Consider the following 19436-nt stretch of genomic DNA (forward strand, 5'->3'; position numbering starts at 1 on the left):
CGGGAGGAAGGCATTTTCTATGCCTGACGACGGGCGGGAGTTTCCCGCTGCCATCAGGCGCGCCAATATCAGCGCAGCACCATGTCCTCGGGCCAGTTCAGCGTGGTGTCCAACCGGATGGTCCGGCTCTCCCCCGCCCCAAGCTCCATGTCCCAGGCCAGGATGCCGCGCTGCTTCTCGACGTTTTCTGCCGTAGGCTGCGGTTTCGCACTCCACTTGATCTCCAGATCATCCTGCTGCGAATAGGGCACCTGGTCCAAAACACGCAAAGGCCAGTCCTGCCCTGTAAGGTTCTCCACCATGATCTCGACCTTCTGCATTTGCGCGTTGCTGCGCGAGATCAGCCCCTGTTCCCCCTCGCTCTGCCGCAGCAAATCGCGGCGCAGCTGCAAGCCTTCGATCGGGCCGAATCCCGCCTTCATCTCCGCACCCGGTGCCAGCCCGGCAAAATTCCCGACAGTGATCAGCTTACCGTCAACGAAACGCGGCACCTCATCCGAGGCCAGCAGCTGCTCACCAAAACTGTTGGTGAACGTCACCACCCGGTAGGCGGTTTCATCCCGCGAAGGAACCGCCAGCGCAGTCAATTCAGCCGCAGCGGACAGGCTGTCCATTTCCAGCCGGAGCAAATCCGCGCCGGAAGCAATCGAAACCGGCAGCTCAAACCTGTAGGTCGCAGCCGCACCGCCCAGGTCAACTCCCCATCCGCCACGGGCTTCCTGCGCAATGGCAGGCGCCTCAAGCGCCGGCTCGGCAAATGCAGACATTTCCGCCACGTCCAGACCAAGTGATTTCCGAACGCGGGGAGGCTCTGGTTCTTCAATCCGGCGCAGCCACGGATTCAAAGCCGACGGGCTGCCCTGACCGAATGGCACCGCAGTTGACAGGGTCAATGCCACATCCCGCCAGTTCTCGCCGGTATCCTGAACCAACACAACCGCGCGTTTCAGGGTAACCTCAGCCGCACCCCCAGTGCTGAGATGCATTTCATAAGACGGCTGCCAGCCGATATTGCCGCCGCCGGCGGTGAAATAGCTAAGCATTACTGTGCCTTCGCCCGCCTGCTCTGCCTCAACGTCCACCGCAATGTACAGCCGGTCCCGGTCCTCCAGCGTGATTGCCGCCAGCGCCGCACGGGCCGCTGCCAGGTCTTCGTCCAGCGCTTCCAGACGCAGCTCAATCCTGCGGGCCCCGGCTTCAGCCTCCACGGCAGCCTGGCTGGCCTTACCGGCCTCCCGGGAGATCATCCGCGCAATTTCGCTCAAAGCCGATGCATCCGCCTGGGCCAGGCCCTCATTGCCGCCAAGCTGCTGCAGGAACCCGATTGAGGCCTCAGCCGCCCGCACCCCGGCGCGGGCCCCTGCAGCCTCATCCTGGACCAAGGCAACCTGGGCCTCCAGATCGCGGATCCGTGCTTCGGCGGCCTCAATCTCCGGGTCGTCCGCATCCCGCGGCGGCACGTAATCCTCGCGCAGCAGGGTGGCGATGCGGCGGGCACCGGTGATTTCAACCTGCAGCGTCTCCAGCAGCGCAGACTTCGGCACATTCTGCAGGATCAGCCGGTGCTGTCCTTCAGGCAGCGAGACGGCAGCGCGCCGGGTCACCTCGGCAAGGCCGGGATAAAGGGTCACTTCGGACACCCGGCTGCTGACGGGAACGGTATCGGCCGCAGCAGCGGATGCCGCAGCCTGAACAAATGAACAAACGGCAAAAGCCATCAAGGAAATTCTCATTGGCATCTCTCAATCAATCAAGATGGCGGGCCGGAACTGCCCGCCTGATGCCAAACTTACCCTTCAGCCTGCGGCGTGGCCAGAACGCTCAGGCACCATGCGCGGCGGCCTGCTGCGGCTGCGACGGGCCAAAACGCAGCTCCAGTTCATCTGTGTCGATCCCCAGATCCTCGCAGGAGGAGATCGCCGCCAGGCTCAACGCGTCATAGACCCACAGATCCCCTTCACGCATCCGCAGGCAAATGCCCTTGCGGCGCAGGCCCCTGCACAGGGTGAACCAGTCGCCGGAGGCGGCGAAATCCGTCGCCAGCTGCTGCCGCAACTCTGCCGCGGATGCGCAGTTCAGCTTGGGCTGCGCCGGAACAGCCGCCATAGCGCCAAAAGGCAGAGTTGCTGAAACGGGGGCGGCGCGGCTGAAATCCTGCAGTGCGATCATGGCTTTGGTCCTTAGGTCTGCTGTTGTTCCTGTCTCCCTCAACCTACCGGAGCGGCCTGCCGCCGGGCAGCCGTGCAAAAGAAAAGGGGCTGCCTCTTGCGAAGCAGCCCCCTCACCAAAAGGATATAAGGCTTAGCCTTTTTTCAGAACCTCACGGCCCAAAAGCTCGGCAATCTGCACCGCGTTCAGGGCCGCGCCCTTGCGCAGGTTGTCGCTGACGCACCACAGGTTCAGGCCGTTCTCGATGGTCGAGTCCTGACGGATCCGGCTGATGAAAGTGGCGAAATCACCCACACATTCGATCGGGGTCACGTAGCCGCCGGCTTCCCGCTTGTCGATCACCATGACGCCCGGCGCCTCGCGCAGAATGTCGCGGGCTTCGTCCTCGTCCAGGAACTCCTCAAACTCGATATTCACGGCTTCCGAGTGTCCGACAAACACCGGCACACGGACACAGGTTGCGGTGACCTTGATCGCCGGATCGACGATCTTTTTGGTCTCCACCACCATCTTCCACTCTTCTTTGGTGGTGCCGTCTTCCATGAAAACGTCGATCTGCGGGATGACGTTAAAGGCAATCTGCTTCTGGAATTTATTCGGCGGCACATCAGAGGTCGGATTATAGATCGACTTGGTCTGGTCCCACAGCTCGTCGGCGCCCTCTTTGCCGGCACCGGATACCGACTGATAGGTCGAGACGACAACGCGCTTGATCCTGGCGCGGTCATGCAGCGGCTTCAGGGCGACAACCATCTGCGCGGTCGAGCAGTTGGGGTTGGCGATGATGTTTTTCTTGGCATAGCCATGCACGGCTTCCGGGTTCACCTCGGGCACGATCAGCGGAATGTCCGGATCGTAGCGGTACAGCGACGAGTTATCGATCACGGTGCAGCCTGCGGCAGCGGCCTTGGGCGCGTAATCCTTGGTCGCGGCAGAGCCGACGGCAAACAGCGCCATGTCCCAGCCGGTGAAATCAAAGGTGTCCAGATCCTGGGTCTTCAGTGTCTTATCGCCAAAGCTGACTTCGGTGCCGAGAGATTTGCGGCTGGCCAGCACAGCGATCTCATCCACAGGGAACTGGCGTTCGGCCAGGATGTTCAGCATTTCGCGGCCCACGTTGCCAGTGGCGCCAACGACGACGATGCGGTAACCCATTTGTCTGTTTCTCCAGTAATACCCGGCCCCATGGCCGGCGCCGGAGTGATAATCCCTATGGGGACAAGTTTAAAGTCCCGGATCAGTCCATGCTGTCCCGGCTGAACAGATAAATTGCGCATCCCAACGCCAGACAGACCAAAAAGAAGGCGAAAATCCCCGTATAGGGCAAAGATGGGTCCGCTCCGGCCATTTTCACATGGATACGGCCAGTGGCAAATTGCATGATTCCCGCGCCGCCGATGCCAAACAGGTTGAGCAGCGTAACACCCCGCCCGGCCAGATGCGGCGGCACAAAGGCCCGGCCATGCGCCATGATTACCGGAAAAGAAGCGCCAAAGAAGCCGACCACCGCCATCATCGCAACCGGCACCCAGACCGGCGCGCCCACTGCCAGGATCAGCCCGCCCAGTGCCGCACAGCTTAATACATTGCCCCCCAGGATCACCCATTTGCGGCTGCCCAGCACCCGGTCCAGCGGCCCATAGGCAAAGGTGCCGGCAATCATCGCCGCCCCCATTACCAGCGTCGCCAGCCCCACAGCTTGGGTGCTGAGCCCGTAAATGTCGTTCAGATACGGCCCGATCCACAACCCCCGCAGCGCGCCGGAGGGCGCATAGGACACCAGCATCAGCGGAAAGATTGCCCACATCACCGGCATCTTCAGCAGATCCAGAACCGATCCCTTGTGCTCGCCATCCGGCTTGTCGGGGTCTGAAACGGTCAGGAGTATTCCCGCCGCCACCGCCACGCAAACAACTGCCAGCCCTGCCAAGGTCTCGCGCCAGCCGAACAGATCCACCGCCAGCGCCGTCGGGTAAGAGGCCACCAGATTGCCTGCCGATCCCACCCCCAGCATCAGCGCTGCCAAGGTGGCAAAGCGTGCAGGCGGGTACTGGCGCGCAAAAATGTAATATGAGGCCATCAGCACCGGCGAACAGCCGATACCGATCAGAAACATCGCGATGCTGACATGCAAGGGCCCGGTGGCCGCGGCAAACAGCGCAGCCCCCCCGCCGCCGCCCAAAAGCAGCAGCAGCGCTGCAGTCCGGCGCGGCCCCGCATGGTCCAATGCCCAGCCCACCGGCAGCTGCATTGCGGCAAAGGACAGGAACCACATGCCCGAGGCAAAGGCGAGATCATCCGGCGCCGCGCCAATGTCCTGCCCCAGGACACTGGACAGCACCGCCAGGAAAGCACGGAAAAACTGGCTCAGCACATAAGCCAGGCACAATAAGACCAATCCTGCCTGCATTTCCCGTCCCCCCGGTTTGCCGTTTCCGCGGCACAGCTTGCATGTTTGGCCCCGGCACACAATTCGTTTAGGTAGGAACAGCAGGTCACTGGGACGGGATACTGGGGCGGGAATGGAATGACGACAGACACTTTCTATTCCGGCCTGCCAAGCACCCGGTCTTTCGACAGCCTTGCCGCGCCAGAGGCCTTTGTGCCGCTGCCGCCGGACTGGCACCTGTGCTGCACCGATATCGTGAACTCTACCGGGCTGGCGGCTGCGGGCCGCTATAAGACCGTCAATATGATCGGCGCCGCGGTGATCGCCGCCATGCGCAACGCGCTTGAGGGTGAGGCTTTCCCCTATGTTTTCGGCGGTGACGGCGCCTCATTTGCGGTGCCGCCCCGGCACAAGCACACCGCCAAACAGGTGCTGGCAGGTCTGCGCAGCTGGACTGAATCGGAATTCGGCGTCAGCCTGCGGGCTGCGATGCTGCCGATGGGCTGGATCCGCGCCGAGGGGCTGGACGTCCGGATTGCCCGCTATGCCGTGTCGGAACACGCGGATTTCGCCATGTTCAACGGCGGCGGGCTGGCCTGGGCCGAGGCGCAGATGAAGGCCGGCGCCTTCGAAGTGCCCGCCGCCCCGCACGCCGCCGCCCCGGACCTCGACGGCTTGTCCTGCCGCTGGAGCAACACTCCGGCGCGCAACGGCATTATCCTGTCGGTGGTTGCCCAGCCCGCGCCGGGCACCAGCCCGCGGGCCTTTGCCCGGCTCTCGGCAGAATTGCTGGATCTGGCCTCTGAACTTGCCGAAGACGGCCACCCGGTTCCCGATTCCGGTCCCAAACTGCGCTTTCCGCCCTCCGGCCTGGCTTTGGAAGCCCAGGCGTCCCGCGGTAAATTGCCGGTGATTTTGCGGAAGTTTTATCTTTTCTCACACAGCCTCTTTGCCGGGCTGATCTTCGCCTTGAAACGCCCCGCGGGCGCCTTTGACCCGGTGCATTACCTGTCGGTTCTCAAAGCCCATTCCGATTTTCGCAAATTTGATGACGGGCTGAAGATGACACTGGATTGCACACCGGCCATCAGCACCCGGATCCGCGACCGCCTGCAACAGGCCGCCGGGGCGGGGCTGGTGCATTTCGGCCTGCACGAACAGGACGCCGCCATGGTCACCTGCATCGTGCCCTCGCCGGTAGAGGACGACCACGTCCACTTTGTTGATGGGGCCGGCGGCGGCTATACGCAAGCAGCCGCCAATCTGGCGGCTGCTTTTGGAGACGGCAAAAATCCGGCATGACGTCAGACAGGCGCAAACGCGCCCGTCTTGGGATCATAACATTCCAGACCGCCCTCGCCGATATCGGTCCACAGGCCATGCAGGCTCAGCTGTCCGGCCTTCACCGACGATTCGATAAAGGGAAAGGTCATCAGGTTTTCCAATGAGGCAACAACAGCTTGGCGCTCAAACTGGCGCGCTTGCAGGTCTGGATCCTCAATACCTGCGACGCCTTCGAACTTGGGCTTCAGAATATCCATCCAGCGGCCGACAAAACTGGTCTTTTCCTCCAACTGCGGCGCGTTGCCCTTGCACATGTCGATACAGCCCTGCACGCCGCCGCACTGTGAATGGCCCAGCACGATCAGATGCGACACCTTCAGCGCGGTCACCGCGTATTCCACTGCAGCCGAGGTGCCGTGGTGATCGCCATCCGGTGCAAACGGCGGCACCAGATTGGCAATATTGCGGTGAATAAAGAACTCGCCCTGGTCGGCGCCGAAGATCGACGTCACATGCACCCGGCTGTCACAGCAGGAAATCACCATGGCCCGCGGACGCTGGCCTTCGGTCGCCAGGCGGCGATACCAGCCCTGGTTTTCCTCATATGATGTGGCTTTCCAGCCGTGATAGCGGGTCACCAGATAACTGGGGAGAGGTTTGGCAAAGTCCATTGTCGAATCCTCCGATCATTGCACGTTGCCGGACGTGTTACTCTGCATTGTCCGCAAATTCGAGCGATTTGAGCCCCCCTTCAGAAACCTTTTGAAAACTTGTGGGCTTCAAATTGGCAGTTGTGCCGTGGGGGCACATAGAATTTGGGTGAATGTGGTGGCCAATATACTAACAGTAATACGTTCTGAAACAGTGCGCTTGGATCCGGACAAACTCTCCGCGCTGTATGAGCAGCTCGGAGAAACCGGCGCCGAAGATGTGGTGTGCCGGGCGGTCGAAGAAATGGCTGTCCGCCTGACGCATTGCGAGCGTCTGTGGCGGCAGAATGACATGATCAACCTGCGCAAAAGTGCGCGGTCGCTGATTGCGATTGCCGATCAGATCGGCATGACAGCGCTGGCAGCCATTGCCAGGGATGCGACGGTGGCCATTGATGCCGGGGACGCTCCGGCGGTTGCCGCGATCCTGTTCCGGCTGATGCGGGTGGGCGAACGCTCGCTGACCGCGGTCTGGGACCAGCAGGACATGACGATCTGATATTTCCGCGGCCTGCAGGGCTTGCAGGCGGCGCTGCGGCGGCTACTCTGGTGCATCCTTATTGTTCCGCTACCGGAGTATGCCCATGCCGCCCGTCTTTGCCGCGTCCAGCCCGGACGCCTGTCCAGTGCATGTTATCGCAAGCGACGCTTTTGACAGCTGGCTTTCAGGCCAGCCGCAGCGCGTTCAGGCATGGGTTTCGGCACAGGGTTTTACCGGCACTTGCGGTCAGGCCGTCACGGTGCCAGGCGCAGATGGCAAGATTGAGATGGCCCTGGCCGGCTTTGGCAGCGCCGCCCAGCGCGCGCGCCGCCGTTTCGTGCTGGCCGAGGCCGCCGCGAAACTGCCCGGCGGGACGTACCGGATCGCCTCCGGCCTGCCGGAAGAAGCTGCTGCCACCGAAACGCTGGGCTGGCTGCTGACCGCCTATCGCTTTGACCGGTATAAGAAAAGCACGGTACAGACCGCTACACTGGTTGCGCCGGAAGGCCTTGAGGCGGGCACCGTAGAATCACTGGCTGCCGCCGAATGCCTGACCCGCGATCTGATCAATACTCCTGCCTCTGACATGGGCCCGCCAGATCTTCAGGCTGCTGCCGAAGCCCTGGCCGGGGAGTTTGGCGCCAGCTGTTCTGTGATCACCGGCGCGGATCTGCTGGACCAGAATTTCCCGCTCATCCACACCGTGGGCCGCGCCTCGGACCGCGCACCGCGGCTGATCGATATCGGTTGGGGCACGTCCGGCCCCCGGCTTACCCTGGTGGGCAAGGGCGTCTGTTTCGACACCGGCGGGCTGAACCTAAAACCCGGCAGCAGCATGGCACTGATGAAAAAGGACATGGGCGGCGCAGCCAATGTGCTCGGGCTGGCGCGGATGATCATGGCCGCCGGGCTGCCACTGCAGCTGCGGGTGCTTATTCCAGCAGTGGAAAATGCCGTGTCCGGCTCTGCCTTCCGCCCCGGCGATGTGCTGATGTCCCGCAAGGGGCTGACGATTGAGAACAACAACACCGACGCCGAGGGCCGCCTGGTGCTGGCCGACGCACTGGCGCTCGCAGCCGAGGAGACGCCGGATCTGCTGATCTCCATGGCCACCCTCACAGGGGCTGCCCGTGTGGCCGTCGGCCCGGACCTCTCCCCCTTCTATACCGGCAATGATGCAGATGCCGCCGCGCTGGCGGCCAGTGCGGCACGCACTGCCGACCCGGTCTGGCGGATGCCGTTCCATGACCCTTACGAGGCCATGATCGAACCCGGCATCGCCGATCTGGACAATGCGCCGTCTGGCGGTTTTGCAGGCTCGATCACCGCCGCGCTGTTCCTGCGCCGTTTCGCCGGAGACACCCGCTATATGCATTTCGACATCTACGGCTGGACCCCCAGCGCCGCCCCCGGGCGGCCCAAGGGCGGTGCCTTGCAGGGCGCCCGCGCGCTGTTTGCCGCCCTGCCGGACATGCTGGAGCTTTAGCAGCATGACCGACCGCCGCCGCACTCCCATGAACTCCCGCATCGCCGCCGTGCATCTGGCGGATGTTCCCGCCGATCTGGAACCCGTGGAGGGCACCGCCGCCCGCATCGGCGTGCCGGTTGCAGACCTCTTGCGCACACCGGGCGGCGCCCGCGACCGCCAGCTTGTCTATGGCGAGCCGGTGACCGTCTACGAGGACCGGCAGGGCTGGTCATTCCTGCAAGCGGCCAAGGATTCCTACGTCGGATATGTGCCCGGCACTGCCCTCACGGCGCCATTTGAAGCCACCCATTGGGTCAGCGCCCCGGCGACCCACAGCTATTCGGCGGATGACTTCAAATCGCCGGAGACACAGGCGCTTAGCCACGGCAGCCGGGTGCAGGTTTTGGGCGGCACCGGGAGGTTTCTTGAAACCGGCTTGGGGTTCATTCCCGCCCGCCACCTGTCGCCGTTGGGCACCCACGCTGCTGATCCGGTGGCGGTGGCCGAATTGTTTCTCGGCACGCCCTACCTCTGGGGCGGCAACAGCCGGTTCGGCATCGACTGCTCCGGCCTGGTGCAAGCGGCTCTGCTGGCCTGCGGCACGGCCTGCCCCGGCGACAGCAATATGCAGGAAGCAGAGTTGGGTGAACCCGCCCCTGATACAGACTACCAGCGCGGCGATCTGCTGTTCTGGAAGGGCCATGTCGCCATGGTGCGGGACGCGGAAACCCTGATCCACGCCAATGCCCACGATATGGCGGTGGCGATCGAATCCATCGGCACGGCAATCAAACGCATTCAAGCCCAGGGCGACGGCCCGGTCACCGGACACAAACGGCTGGCTTAATCCGCATCAGCAGCCCCAGGCGGCAAAAATCTTGCAAGATTTTTAACCGGAAAATTAGAATTTTCCGGCCCGCGCGCGGCTGCAACCCTCCCGTCAATCAACGGACCGGATCAGCTTGCGTTCCAGCACGCGCAGAACGGTTTTCAGATCCGCCCCGCGTTTCAGAATATGCCCATCCATACCGACCACCGAATACTGCCCTTGCCGCACCCGCAGCTTGGGGCGCTTTTCGATCCGGTAAAGCGGGTGCTCTGCCGTACGCCGGAAAACGGAGAAAACTGCCAGGTCACGCAGGGAGGCAATGCCGTAATCGCGCCACTCCCCCGCGGCAACCATCCGCCCATAGAGGGATAGAATTACCGACAATTCCCGCCGGTCGAACGCGACTTGCTGAGGGTAGGGAGATCCGGGAAAAGGCTGCACCTGATCAAAGCTCATAGGTTAAAGGTTGCGCCGTTTCCGGGGCAAATCAAGGTTTATCCCCTTCGAATTTTCGTGTGATGCAGAAGGCGCACAGGCTCTGCCTCCTGTTTTCAGCCCGCTCCGGCCTGCCTCAGGCCGCCACCAGACCACCGCAGCTAAGACCCAGAATCTGCTCCAGCGCGCGTGCTCCCGGCGCTGTCAGCACCAGCCCGCGCTTGTGCCGGTGGCGTTTGACCCAGCCGCTGTCCAGTGCGTGATCCAGGATCAGCCGCCCCATCGGCCCCGCCACATGCAGCTTGCGCTCGGTCCAGTCCAGACAGGGCCGGGCAAAGGGCTGGCGGCCCGGTTTCCCAGGCAGAACAACCCCAAGTTTCAGCCATTCCCCGGCCGGAACAGCGCGAAAGGCGCCGTGTTCCTCGCGCAGCATCCCGCGGTCCAGAAGCGCGCGGGTCATCGCCACAGCCAAAGGCCCGGCCAAATGGTCATAGCAGCTGCGCACCTGTGCCAGATCCCCCGCCTTGCGCCGCTGCGCGCGGTGCAGGCTGTCCGCAGGCGCAATCGCCGCCAGCTGCTCCAGCGCATGGGCCACCTCCGGCCCGGCCAGCCGGTGATAGACACAGCGGCCGCGTTTTTCGGCCACCACCAGCCCGGCATCCTGCAGCAGCCGCAAATGCGCCGAAGCGGTTTGCGGTGTCACCCTGGCCGCCGCCGCCAGTTCCTTGTTGGTATAGGCACGCCCCTCCATCAGCTCGCACAGCATCTGCGTGCGGCTGGCATCGCTGATGGCCTGGCCCAGAATGTCGAAACGCGGTGTGATCATGCCCTTACCCTAAGCGGTTCCTGCAGGCAGGCCCAAGCAAAACCCTTCGCTGCGCATCGAACTGTCCGGCCCGTCACGCAAACGACCCATGACAGAACCAGCCCGGCGACAGCGCACCGCCATGGGCAAAGAACAGCCACAGCCGTTCACCGCTGCGGGTCACAACCACCCAGTAATCGCGCACGCCGCTGCGCCAGTTCGGATCCTCCAGCCACCATTCCGGGGCTATCCGCTCAGGGCCCTCCGCCGCCGCCGGCTCCCAGTTGCGCCCCCGCCAGCGGAAACGCTCCGGCACCTCAGGCCGCTCTGGCGCATGGACCAGCTCGGGCCGCCAGATCAGCAGCGGGCGCGGACGGGGCGGGCGCGGCCAGTCCCCGGCGGCAGGCTCAGACCAGGCTGCCGCCTGCACGGTAAAGGTCTTTTCCGGAATGTGGCTCTCTGCCGGGTGGCAGCGGGTGATGGCCTCCAGCCCCAGCCGCGCGCCAAGGCGGCCGATCAGATCCTCCAGCGCCGCGCCATCCTCCTGCCGCGCCTGCACCGCAGCACCCGCCTGCATATGGCCCGCGGGGGTGCGGGCGTGGATCGCTTCGGCCTGCAGCACCTCCAGCCGCAGCATATCGATGCCATAGCCTGCATCGATCTGTTCCAGCTTCATCTCCAGCAGCGGGCGGATGCGGTCCGGCGCGCGGCTGGCACGGGCCAGGCCCAGGGTCACGGTCTCCATCGCCTGATCGCAGCGGTGCGCCTCCAGCCGCAGCACCCGCGCGCCCTTGCCCCGCGCCTCCAGCCGGGCGCAGAGCCTGGGCAGCATCCGGTCAATGCCTGCCAGCAGATCTTCCATCAGACCGATCGGCTCCGGCAGGGTCAGCCGCACCGCAAAGCGATCCGGGCTGCGCGCGGGCGAGACCGGCTCCGGCGCGCTGCCCATCGCCTGATCCAGCCGCAAGACCAGCCCGCGCCCGAACCGGCGCGCCAGGCCGGCCCGCGGCTGACCCAGCAGGTCGCCAATCCGGCGAAGCCCCAGCCGGTTCAGCTGCGCCACCGTGGCATTGTCCAGCCGCAGCGCCGCCACCGGCAGCGGGGCAAGCGCGCCGTAAGCCTGCCCAGGCCCGGCAATCCGCCCCATCTGCGGCGGCGGCGCCTGCACCTGCGGCGCGGCGCCGCCGCGGGTCCAGTGGCGGCGCTTGGCGCTTTGCCCCGGCGTGCGTTTCTGCGCCCGGGCCCGGGTCGCGCGGGCCTCCTGATCAATGGCATCGCCCGAGCGGTCCGGCACGGCGTCCTCCCCCGCATAACGCGCCAGCGCCCAAGCCGCGCCCAGGGTATCCGCCAGCCCCATCTGCACACTGAGACCCATCTCCGCGCAATCGCGCCCCGCCGTCTCCATCAGCACCGCCTCGCTGCCGAACAGATGCGCGCAGCCGGTAAGGTCAAGGATCAGCCCGTCCTCCCCGGCTTCTGCCACCCAGGGGCTGAACTTCCCGGCCCAGCGCCTGAGGGCGGCCAGGAACGCCGCCTCCGCCGCCCGGTTGCGCGGCCGCACCACCAGCGCCGCACACATCGCATGGGCATCGCGCAACGGCTGGCCCGGCTGCAAACCTTCCGCCGAAGCCGCCGTGTTTAACGCGGAAATAACCTGGGTGTTGGACACTTCTTCGGCAACGGCCAGCGGCCCGGCAATACCGCCGCGCTTTGCCCGCATGATACGTTCGGCGCCAAGGCGCGGAAACCAAAGCGATAAGATGCGGCGATGGGGCATGGGCAGATCGGGCAACAGGGGCCGGCAGGCGGCAGATTACAGGAGTTCCACAGCATATGTTCTTATTTTGTTCATGTCATGCGATTCGGTCGATCCGCCCGGGGGCAGCGTGATGACCATCCGCCTGTTCAAAACCATGGCCTTCATGGTCATCCTTGCGGCTCTTGCCATTGGCAGCACCGCCCCGGTCACAGCCAGGGACGGCACCAGCAAGCATGTGACACGCAGAATGGCCCTGATGACCTCGCAGAAGGCGGCGATGGATGTGCTGACCGGCATGATGGCCGGACGCACATATTTTGACCGGGACAGGGCCCGTGCGGCCCGGCGGCAGCTGATCAGATCCACCGGCACCATCCGCAAGCATTTCAAGAAGCCGCAGCTGGATCCGCGCTCTCATGCGCGGCCCTTGATCTGGCACGCCTGGAAGGATTTCAAAGCCCGTGCAGACACCGCCGAAGCAGCAGCCCGCGACCTCAGCACCCGCTCCCTGCCCGCCCTGCGCCGCACCCTGCCCAGCCTGATGCAAAGCTGCCTCAGCTGCCACGAGACCTATCGCAACACGCCCAACAGCTTCACCACGCACTGATACCGGCAGGCATTGACCGGCACGCCCGCAGCCGTCAGGTGCCGAACCGCGCCATAAATGTCTCGATCGCGCCGGCAATCACCCGCTCACGTTCGGCCTCGGTAAAATGCTCGTCGATGTTGAACAGGAATCGCAGGAAAATATCCGCCTTGCACAGCTCGATGAACTGCGCGGCGGCCAGGTCCGCATCTGGAATAGCCAGCTCGCCCCGCTCTGCGGCGATTTTCAGGTAATCGCGGATTTGCCCGTGCAAAACCATCGGGCCGCTTTCATAAAACATCGGCCCCAGCTCAGGGAAACGGTCGGCCTCGGCCACAAAGATGCGGAACAGCTGCAGGCTGATGCCGCCCATCAGCACCGCATGCACATGTTCCGCCGCCACCCGCAGCACGCCGCGCGGGCCGCAATCGCCTGCTGCCAGATCCGGCCCGCTGTCCGCCTGCTGCCCGCAGACCGAACGCACCACCTCCATGAACAGCACCCGCTTGTCGGGGAAATAGCTGTACAGCGTCGCCTTGGACACGCCGGCCGCCTTGGCAATGTTGTCGACGCTCGCGCCCTCAAACCCGTCAGCCAGGAACACCTCGCGGGCCCCTGCAAGGACCTGATCGAATTTCCGGCCTGTACGCAGGACGCTGGCTTGCTGGTTCATGCGGGTTCCTTTGGCTGCCTGCGGGTCTGGGCCTAGTGTAGCCTCTGCTGCCGCATTGCAACAGCATAACCCGTGCCGTCTTGCAGTCCCTCGCGGAAGCGTTATGTTTAGAATAATTCTAAGTTGAGGGGCAACAGATGCGTTTTTTCACCCAGCGCAAACGGTTTGCGGAGCTGACCGGGCAGGAAATTCTCGCCCTTGCGATCTCTTCCGAAGAGGATGATGCACGCATCTACCGCGGCTATGCGGAGCGGCTGCGGGCAGAATTTCCCGCATCAGCGGCGATGTTTGACGGCATGGCGGCTGAGGAGGACGAACACCGCGCCCTGCTCATCGCCCTGCACCAGGCCCGGTTCGGGCCGGCAACTCCGCTGATCCGGCGCGAGCATGTGGCAGGCTACTATGCCCGCCGCCCTATCTGGCTGATGGAAAACCTCAGCCTTGACCGCATCCGCGGCGAGGCCCGCGCGATGGAGCGCGACGCCGAACGCTTCTACACCGCCGCCGCCGCCCGCACCCGGGATGCCGCCACCCGCAAACTGCTGGGTGATCTGGCCGCGGCAGAAGCAAGCCACCAGGCCCGCGCGGGCGAACTGGAAGAGACACATCTGGCCCCCGGCACACGCACGGATGAAGATGCAGCCGCCCACCGCCAGTTCGTGCTGACCTGGGTGCAGCCGGGGCTGGCCGGGCTGATGGACGGTTCGGTCTCCACCCTGGCGCCGATATTTGCCACCGCCTTTGCCACCCAGGACACCTGGACCACCTTTCTGGTCGGCATGGCGGCCTCGGTCGGCGCGGGCATCTCGATGGGCTTTACAGAAGCCGCTTCGGATGATGGCGAACTTTCAGGCCGCGGCTCCCCCGTCAAACGCGGGCTGGCCTCCGGCATCATGACCACCGTGGGCGGCCTGGGCCACGCCCTGCCCTATCTGATCCCGGACTTCTGGACCGCCACCACGCTCGCCTTGCTGATCGTCTTCGTGGAACTGTGGGCCATTGCCTGGATCCAGAACCGTTTCATGCAAACCCCGTTCTGGCGCGCCACCATGCAAGTGGTGCTGGGCGGCGCCCTGGTGCTGGGTGCCGGTGCACTGATCGGCAGCGGGTAGAACCGGCCCCGGCGCTCTCCCGCCCGCTTCGGAACAGCCACAGGCTGCCCTCCCCGGTTGGGCCCGGCAGCGCTGACGCGCTGCGGGTGCGCCTTTGCTTACACCGGGCTTCTCAGGGTCAAGGGTGGCAAAGCCGCCGCCCGCCAGCGCGGTCTGCCATTGAGGATGCTATGGCCAGTCTCACAATTGACTTAGTGCTCTTTTGGGCACACCTGCCCTTAGAGCGCGTCTCATCAGAACCCGCTGCCCCGTGCGCAGCACGGGGCCACGCCCAACTGCGAAAGGCATTCCAAAGGATGCCTATGAGCAGGCGGGAGCACATCCCTTTTGCCAAAAACAGCCTTTGCCAATTGGTCAGCTCTTGTTACCAATCCCCATGGCCGAGATCTTCTTCCGCACCCTGCCCTTCTTTGCAATCATCGGCCTCGGCTACTGGGCCGGGCGCAGCCGCTTCTTTACTGAGGACGCCACCGCCTACCTCACCCGCTTTGTGTTCTACTTCCCGCTTTCGGCGATGATCTTCGGCTTTGCCGCCAATCTGTCGTTTGCCGAGGTCTTTGATCCTATCCTGATCCTCGGCTATCTGGCCGGCACTCTGGCGGTCTACCTGCTGGTGACAGCCGTGGCCGTGTTCCGCGGGCTGGACATGCCCACTGCAGCGGTTGAGGCGCAATGCGCGGCAATCGGCAATGTCGGCTTTCTGGGCCTGCCGATGATGGCGATCCTGTTCGGTCCGGCCTCGATAGCGCCGATGATGGTAGTGCTGAGCGTCGATCTGGTGGTGTTTTCCTCGCTCATCGTCATTTTGATCAACGCAGGCCGCGGACAGGGGCTTGGTACTGCGACGTTAAAGCTGGTCGGGCTGGGGCTGCTGAAGAACCCGATGATTCTGTCCATTGTTGCGGGCCTCGCCTGGTCGGCCTCCGAGCTGCCGATCCCGGCGCCGGCAAACGACTTCCTCACCATCCTCGGCGGCGCTGCCACCCCCGGAGCCCTCTTTGCCATCGGCGCCTCGCTCGCCTCGAAATCGGCGGAACGGGTGCAGATCTCGGGCTGGCTCAGCTTTGCCAAGCTGGTGCTGCACCCGGCCTGCGTCGCCATCGCTGTGCTGTGGCTGATCCCCGCCGCCCCCTTTGCGGCCTCCGTCGCCATTGCTGCCGCATCGCTGCCGGTCGCGGGCAATGTCTACATGCTGGCACAGCATTACGGCGTGGCGCCGCACCGGGCCTCCGCCGCCATCCTGATCTCGACCGTGCTGTCGATCATCACCGTGCCTGCGGTGATCGCCTGGGTGTCCTGACACAGTTCTATAGACGGATCACGTAATCCTTGCGGGTGGTCTCGATCACCTCCCAGGTACCGCTGAAGCCGGGGCGCAGGATAAAACTGTCGCCTGCCGCCAGCGGATACTCAGCGCCGTCATCGCTGGTGATCACCGACCGCCCCTGCAAAATCCGGCAGTATTCCCATTCGTCATAAGAGATCCGCCACTTGCCCGGCGTCGATTGCCAGATACCGCAGTAAAGCCCGTCCCGCTCTTCCGCATTCCAGGTGGTGAACACCGGGTCGCCCGCAACCACCTTGGCCGGATCTGGGCGTTCGGTTTCCGGTTCCGCGGCGCTGATGGTCAGTCTTTGAAAATCGCTCATATCTCCGTCGCTCCCTGTTTTTCCGGCTGCAGACTGTTCCGGCATTCCGGCCCGGTGTCCAGCACCCCTTCGCGCCTTTCACCAAACAATCACCGGCCTTGCGCCCGCATGTTTGCGAAATCGCAAGCCTTGTGCCGCAAAAACCGGCATTGCTGCCGCCCTCCCGCTGGACCCTGAGGCCAACTGCGGATAGCGATAGGGCTAACAGATTATTAGGAGCCTCACCGATGGAAACCGTTTCCGAGAACCGTGCCTTTGGCGGCACCCAGGGCGTCTACAAACACGCCAGCAGCGCCACCGGCGGCGACATGACATTCGGGCTGTTCCTGCCGGAAGAGGCCAAAGACGGCCCGGTGCCGGTGCTGTGGTATCTGTCGGGTCTCACTTGCACCCACGAGAACGCGATGTCCAAGGCGGGCGCCCAGGCCTGGTGCGCCGAGCAGGGCATCGCCATTGTCTTCCCCGATACCTCGCCCCGCGGCGAAGGCGTCGCCGACGACGAGGCCTATGACCTGGGCCAGGGCGCGGGATTCTACGTGAACGCCACGCAAGACCCCTGGGCGCCTCATTTCCGCATGTGGGACTACGTAGCCGAAGAACTGCCAGCCCTGCTGGGCGAAAAATTTGCCATCGACCTGGACCGCCAGGCGATCACCGGCCATTCCATGGGCGGTCACGGCGCGCTGACGCTGGCGATGAACCTGCCGGGCCGCTACAAATCGGTCTCCGCCTTTGCGCCGATCTGCAACCCCACTGCGTCGGACTGGGGCCGCAAGCAGCTGAGCGCCTACCTGGGCGAAGATGAGGCTGCATGGGCCAAGCATGACGCCGCCCGTCTGATGCAGGAGAAAGGCTTCGACGGCCCGGTCCTGATCGACACCGGCACCTCCGACCAGTTCATCGACCTCCTGAAGCCCGAGGCGCTGGCCCACGCGGTGGCCGAACGCCGCCAGCAGGCCACCCTGCGGCTGCAGCCGGGCTATGACCACAGCTATTTCTTCGTGTCGACCTTCATGGAGGAGCATGTCTCCTTCCACGCCGACGCGCTGTACCAGAACTAAGAAACGAAGGACGCGGCCATGAGTGAAGACTTTGATTATGACCTGATCATCATCGGCTCCGGCCCCTCGGGCCGCTCCGCCGCCATTCAGGCAGGCAAGCTGCACCGCCGGGTGCTGGTGATCGACCGCAAGGACCGGCTGGGGGGCGTTTCGGTGCACACCGGCACCATCCCGTCGAAAACCCTGCGCGAAACCGTGCTGAACCTCTCGGGCTGGCGCGAACGCAGCTTTTATGGCCGCTCTTACCGGGTCAAGGATGATATCCTTGCCGAGGATCTGAAGGCGCGCCTGCACAAGACCCTCGATCACGAGGTCGACGTGCTGGAGCATCAGTTCAACCGCAACCATGTGGACACGCTGATGGGTCTGGCCAAATTTATCGGCCCGAACGAGGTTGAGGTCGCCACCGAAGCCGGCGAAACCACCCGGCTGACGGCAGAGAAATTCCTGATCTCCACCGGCACCCGCACCTACCGCCCGGATTACGTGCCGTTCAACGGCCGCACCGTGGTTGATGGCGATGATTTCCTTGAGATGGCCGATATTCCGCGCTCACTGGTGGTGATCGGTGCCGGCGTGATCGGGGTGGAATATGCCACCATGTTCTCGGCGTTGGATGTGCGCGTCACCCTGATTGAGCCGCGCGAGAGCTTCCTTGATTTCATCGACAAGACCCTGATTCAGGAGTTCACCCACCAGATCCGCGAAAACGGCGTTGATCTGCGGCTCGGCTCCGCGGTGGAATCCATCGAGGACGCGGGCGAGCATGTCGAAGTGACCCTGGACAACGGCCGCCATGTGCGGGCTGAAATGCTGCTGTTTGCCGCCGGCCGGCTGGGCGCAACAGCCTCGCTGAACCTTGAGGCGACCGGACTGAAGACAGACCACCGCGGCCGCCTGTCCGTGGACCGCAAGACCTACCAGACCGAAGTGCCCCACATTTATGCTGCAGGCGATGTGATCGGCCATCCGTCGCTCGCCTCTACGTCGCTGCAGCAGGGCCGGGTTGCTGCCTGCCATGCGCTCGACACGCCCACCATGCCCGAAAGCCCCTGGTATCCCTATGGCATCTATTCGGTGCCGGAAATGTCCACCTGCGGCATGTCCGAAGAAGAACTGCAAGAGCGCGGCATCCCTTACGAGGTCGGCGTCGCCCGCTTCCGCGAAACATCGCGCGGGCACATCATGGGGCTGGAGCACGGCATGCTGAAAATGCTGCTGTCGCTGAAAACCCGCCGGGTGCTGGGCGTGCAGATCGTCGGCGAAGGCGCAACCGAATTGATCCACATCGGCCAGGCGGTGATGAACCTGCAAGGCACGGTGGATTACTTCGTGCAGAACACCTTCAACTACCCGACTCTTGCCGAGGCGTATAAAATCGCCGGCCTCGACGCCTTTAACCGGATGCCGATCCCGGAAGAGTTCAAGGTCAGCAAACCCGCCCGCAAGACCAAAGCCAAAGCAGCACCTAAGGCAGAAGCCAAGCCCGAGGCAGACAAAAAGGCCGCCGAGTGACCGCGCTATACATTGACGCCGACGCCTGCCCGGTGAAGCAGGAGGCCGAGCGGGTCGCCACCCGCCATGGCTTGCGCATGTTCGTGGTTTCCAACGGCGGGCTGCGCCCCTCGCAGAACCCGCTGGTGGAAAACGTGATCGTGTCTGAGGGCGCCGATGTCGCCGACATGTGGATCGCAGACCGCTGCGGCCCTGGCGATGTGGTGGTAACGGGCGACATCCCCCTTGCCGCCAAATGCATCGAGGCAGGTGCGCGCGTGCTGCGCCACAACGGTGAGCGGTTTACTGAGGCCAACATCGGCCAGCAACTGGCGATGCGCGACCTGATGGCCGACCTGCGCGCTGCCAATCCGCTGGGCGCAGGCGGCAGCGGCAAGGGCTTTACCAAGGCCGACCGCTCGCGGTTCCTGGACGCGCTGGAACGCGAGCTAAGGGCAGCAAAACAGGCCTGACCCGGATCAAGACTCCGCGCCAGCGGACCGCGTGCAACGCGGCCAGGCCTTAACGCGGG

At 64.1% G+C, this 19436-nt stretch carries 20 protein-coding genes; 10 read left to right on the plus strand and 10 right to left on the minus strand.

The window, feature by feature from the left end; translation table 11 throughout:
- Positions 1-68 precede the first annotated feature (68 nt).
- The 4 genes from L1069_RS17025 to L1069_RS17040 all read right to left on the minus strand — a co-directional run bounded on the left by L1069_RS17025 (position 69) and on the right by L1069_RS17040 (position 4579).
- On the minus strand, positions 69-1733 hold the full coding sequence (locus L1069_RS17025) for a DUF4139 domain-containing protein (RefSeq protein ID WP_237456473.1): 1665 nt from the start codon (positions 1731-1733) through the stop codon (positions 69-71).
- An 88-nt stretch (positions 1734-1821) separates the two neighbouring features.
- Positions 1822-2169: a hypothetical protein gene (locus L1069_RS17030; protein WP_237456474.1), complete on the minus strand. Its 348-nt coding sequence runs from the start codon at positions 2167-2169 to the stop codon at positions 1822-1824.
- A gap of 132 nt (positions 2170-2301) precedes the next feature.
- Entirely contained in the window at positions 2302-3324 is a 1023-nt protein-coding gene (locus L1069_RS17035; protein WP_134828708.1) for an aspartate-semialdehyde dehydrogenase, read from the minus strand.
- An 82-nt stretch (positions 3325-3406) separates the two neighbouring features.
- Positions 3407-4579, minus strand: a complete 1173-nt coding sequence (locus tag L1069_RS17040; RefSeq protein ID WP_237456475.1) for an MFS transporter — start codon at positions 4577-4579, stop codon at positions 3407-3409.
- A 117-nt stretch (positions 4580-4696) separates the two neighbouring features.
- Between L1069_RS17040 and L1069_RS17045 the strand changes: the two genes are divergently transcribed.
- Positions 4697-5860, plus strand: coding sequence for a DUF3095 domain-containing protein (locus L1069_RS17045; RefSeq protein ID WP_237456476.1), 1164 nt, complete (start codon positions 4697-4699; stop codon positions 5858-5860).
- 2 nt (positions 5861-5862) lie between these two features.
- Here the strand turns inward: L1069_RS17045 and L1069_RS17050 are convergent, their stop codons facing one another.
- On the minus strand, positions 5863-6513 hold the full coding sequence (locus L1069_RS17050) for a carbonic anhydrase (RefSeq protein ID WP_129372341.1): 651 nt from the start codon (positions 6511-6513) through the stop codon (positions 5863-5865).
- A 193-nt stretch (positions 6514-6706) separates the two neighbouring features.
- Between L1069_RS17050 and L1069_RS17055 the strand changes: the two genes are divergently transcribed.
- The 3 genes from L1069_RS17055 (at position 6707) to L1069_RS17065 (ending at position 9348) form a co-directional block, all read left to right on the plus strand.
- On the plus strand, positions 6707-7051 hold the full coding sequence (locus L1069_RS17055) for a hypothetical protein (protein ID WP_205879925.1): 345 nt from the start codon (positions 6707-6709) through the stop codon (positions 7049-7051).
- Positions 7052-7136: 85 nt separating this feature from the next.
- Entirely contained in the window at positions 7137-8519 is a 1383-nt protein-coding gene (locus L1069_RS17060) for a leucyl aminopeptidase family protein (RefSeq protein WP_237456477.1), read from the plus strand.
- Positions 8520-8523: 4 nt separating this feature from the next.
- Positions 8524-9348 carry an NlpC/P60 family protein gene (locus L1069_RS17065; protein ID WP_237456478.1) on the plus strand — a complete coding sequence of 275 codons (825 nt, stop codon included), beginning with the start codon at positions 8524-8526 and terminating at the stop codon, positions 9346-9348.
- Positions 9349-9441: 93 nt separating this feature from the next.
- On the opposite strand, the gene L1069_RS17070 is transcribed toward L1069_RS17065, so the two are convergent.
- The 3 genes from L1069_RS17070 to L1069_RS17080 form a co-directional block, all read right to left on the minus strand.
- Entirely contained in the window at positions 9442-9786 is a 345-nt protein-coding gene (locus L1069_RS17070; RefSeq protein WP_129372345.1) for a DUF2794 domain-containing protein, read from the minus strand.
- A 115-nt stretch (positions 9787-9901) separates the two neighbouring features.
- Positions 9902-10591, minus strand: a complete 690-nt coding sequence (locus L1069_RS17075) for a metalloregulator ArsR/SmtB family transcription factor (protein WP_134831219.1) — start codon at positions 10589-10591, stop codon at positions 9902-9904.
- 73 nt (positions 10592-10664) lie between these two features.
- The gene (locus L1069_RS17080; RefSeq protein WP_237456479.1) at positions 10665-12347 is read right to left on the minus strand and encodes a DNA polymerase Y family protein; all 1683 of its coding nucleotides are present in this window, start codon (positions 12345-12347) and stop codon (positions 10665-10667) included.
- A 112-nt stretch (positions 12348-12459) separates the two neighbouring features.
- Here L1069_RS17080 and L1069_RS17085 point away from each other — a divergent pair, with 112 nt between their 5' ends.
- Entirely contained in the window at positions 12460-12936 is a 477-nt protein-coding gene (locus L1069_RS17085; protein WP_237456480.1) for a cytochrome c, read from the plus strand.
- 34 nt (positions 12937-12970) lie between these two features.
- Here L1069_RS17085 and L1069_RS17090 read toward each other — a convergent pair whose 3' ends face one another.
- On the minus strand, positions 12971-13588 hold the full coding sequence (locus tag L1069_RS17090) for a TetR/AcrR family transcriptional regulator (RefSeq protein WP_134831217.1): 618 nt from the start codon (positions 13586-13588) through the stop codon (positions 12971-12973).
- Positions 13589-13725: 137 nt separating this feature from the next.
- Here L1069_RS17090 and mbfA point away from each other — a divergent pair, with 137 nt between their 5' ends.
- Together mbfA and L1069_RS17100 are read left to right on the plus strand one after the other, a co-directional pair.
- Positions 13726-14700 carry an iron exporter MbfA gene (mbfA, locus tag L1069_RS17095; RefSeq protein WP_237456481.1) on the plus strand — a complete coding sequence of 325 codons (975 nt, stop codon included), beginning with the start codon at positions 13726-13728 and terminating at the stop codon, positions 14698-14700.
- 376 nt (positions 14701-15076) lie between these two features.
- Entirely contained in the window at positions 15077-16000 is a 924-nt protein-coding gene (locus L1069_RS17100) for an AEC family transporter (RefSeq protein WP_237456482.1), read from the plus strand.
- Between the two features lie 7 nt (positions 16001-16007).
- Here the strand turns inward: L1069_RS17100 and L1069_RS17105 are convergent, their stop codons facing one another.
- Positions 16008-16349, minus strand: a complete 342-nt coding sequence (locus L1069_RS17105; protein WP_237456483.1) for a cupin domain-containing protein — start codon at positions 16347-16349, stop codon at positions 16008-16010.
- Positions 16350-16576: 227 nt separating this feature from the next.
- On the opposite strand from L1069_RS17105, the gene fghA reads away from it, so the two are divergent.
- From fghA to L1069_RS17120, 3 genes are read left to right on the plus strand one after another with little or no spacing between them, the layout of a single operon-like run.
- Positions 16577-17410 carry an S-formylglutathione hydrolase gene (gene fghA, locus L1069_RS17110; protein WP_211038164.1) on the plus strand — a complete coding sequence of 278 codons (834 nt, stop codon included), beginning with the start codon at positions 16577-16579 and terminating at the stop codon, positions 17408-17410.
- A gap of 18 nt (positions 17411-17428) precedes the next feature.
- Positions 17429-18925, plus strand: a complete 1497-nt coding sequence (gene sthA, locus L1069_RS17115) for a Si-specific NAD(P)(+) transhydrogenase (RefSeq protein WP_129372353.1) — start codon at positions 17429-17431, stop codon at positions 18923-18925.
- Positions 18922-19377 carry a YaiI/YqxD family protein gene (locus L1069_RS17120; protein ID WP_237456484.1) on the plus strand — a complete coding sequence of 152 codons (456 nt, stop codon included), beginning with the start codon at positions 18922-18924 and terminating at the stop codon, positions 19375-19377. The genes sthA and L1069_RS17120 overlap by 4 nt, the downstream gene beginning before the upstream one ends.
- The last annotated feature ends 59 nt before the right edge of the window (positions 19378-19436 follow it).

Source organism: Leisingera sp. MMG026 (genome assembly GCF_021654205.1).
Classification (GTDB): domain Bacteria; phylum Pseudomonadota; class Alphaproteobacteria; order Rhodobacterales; family Rhodobacteraceae; genus Leisingera.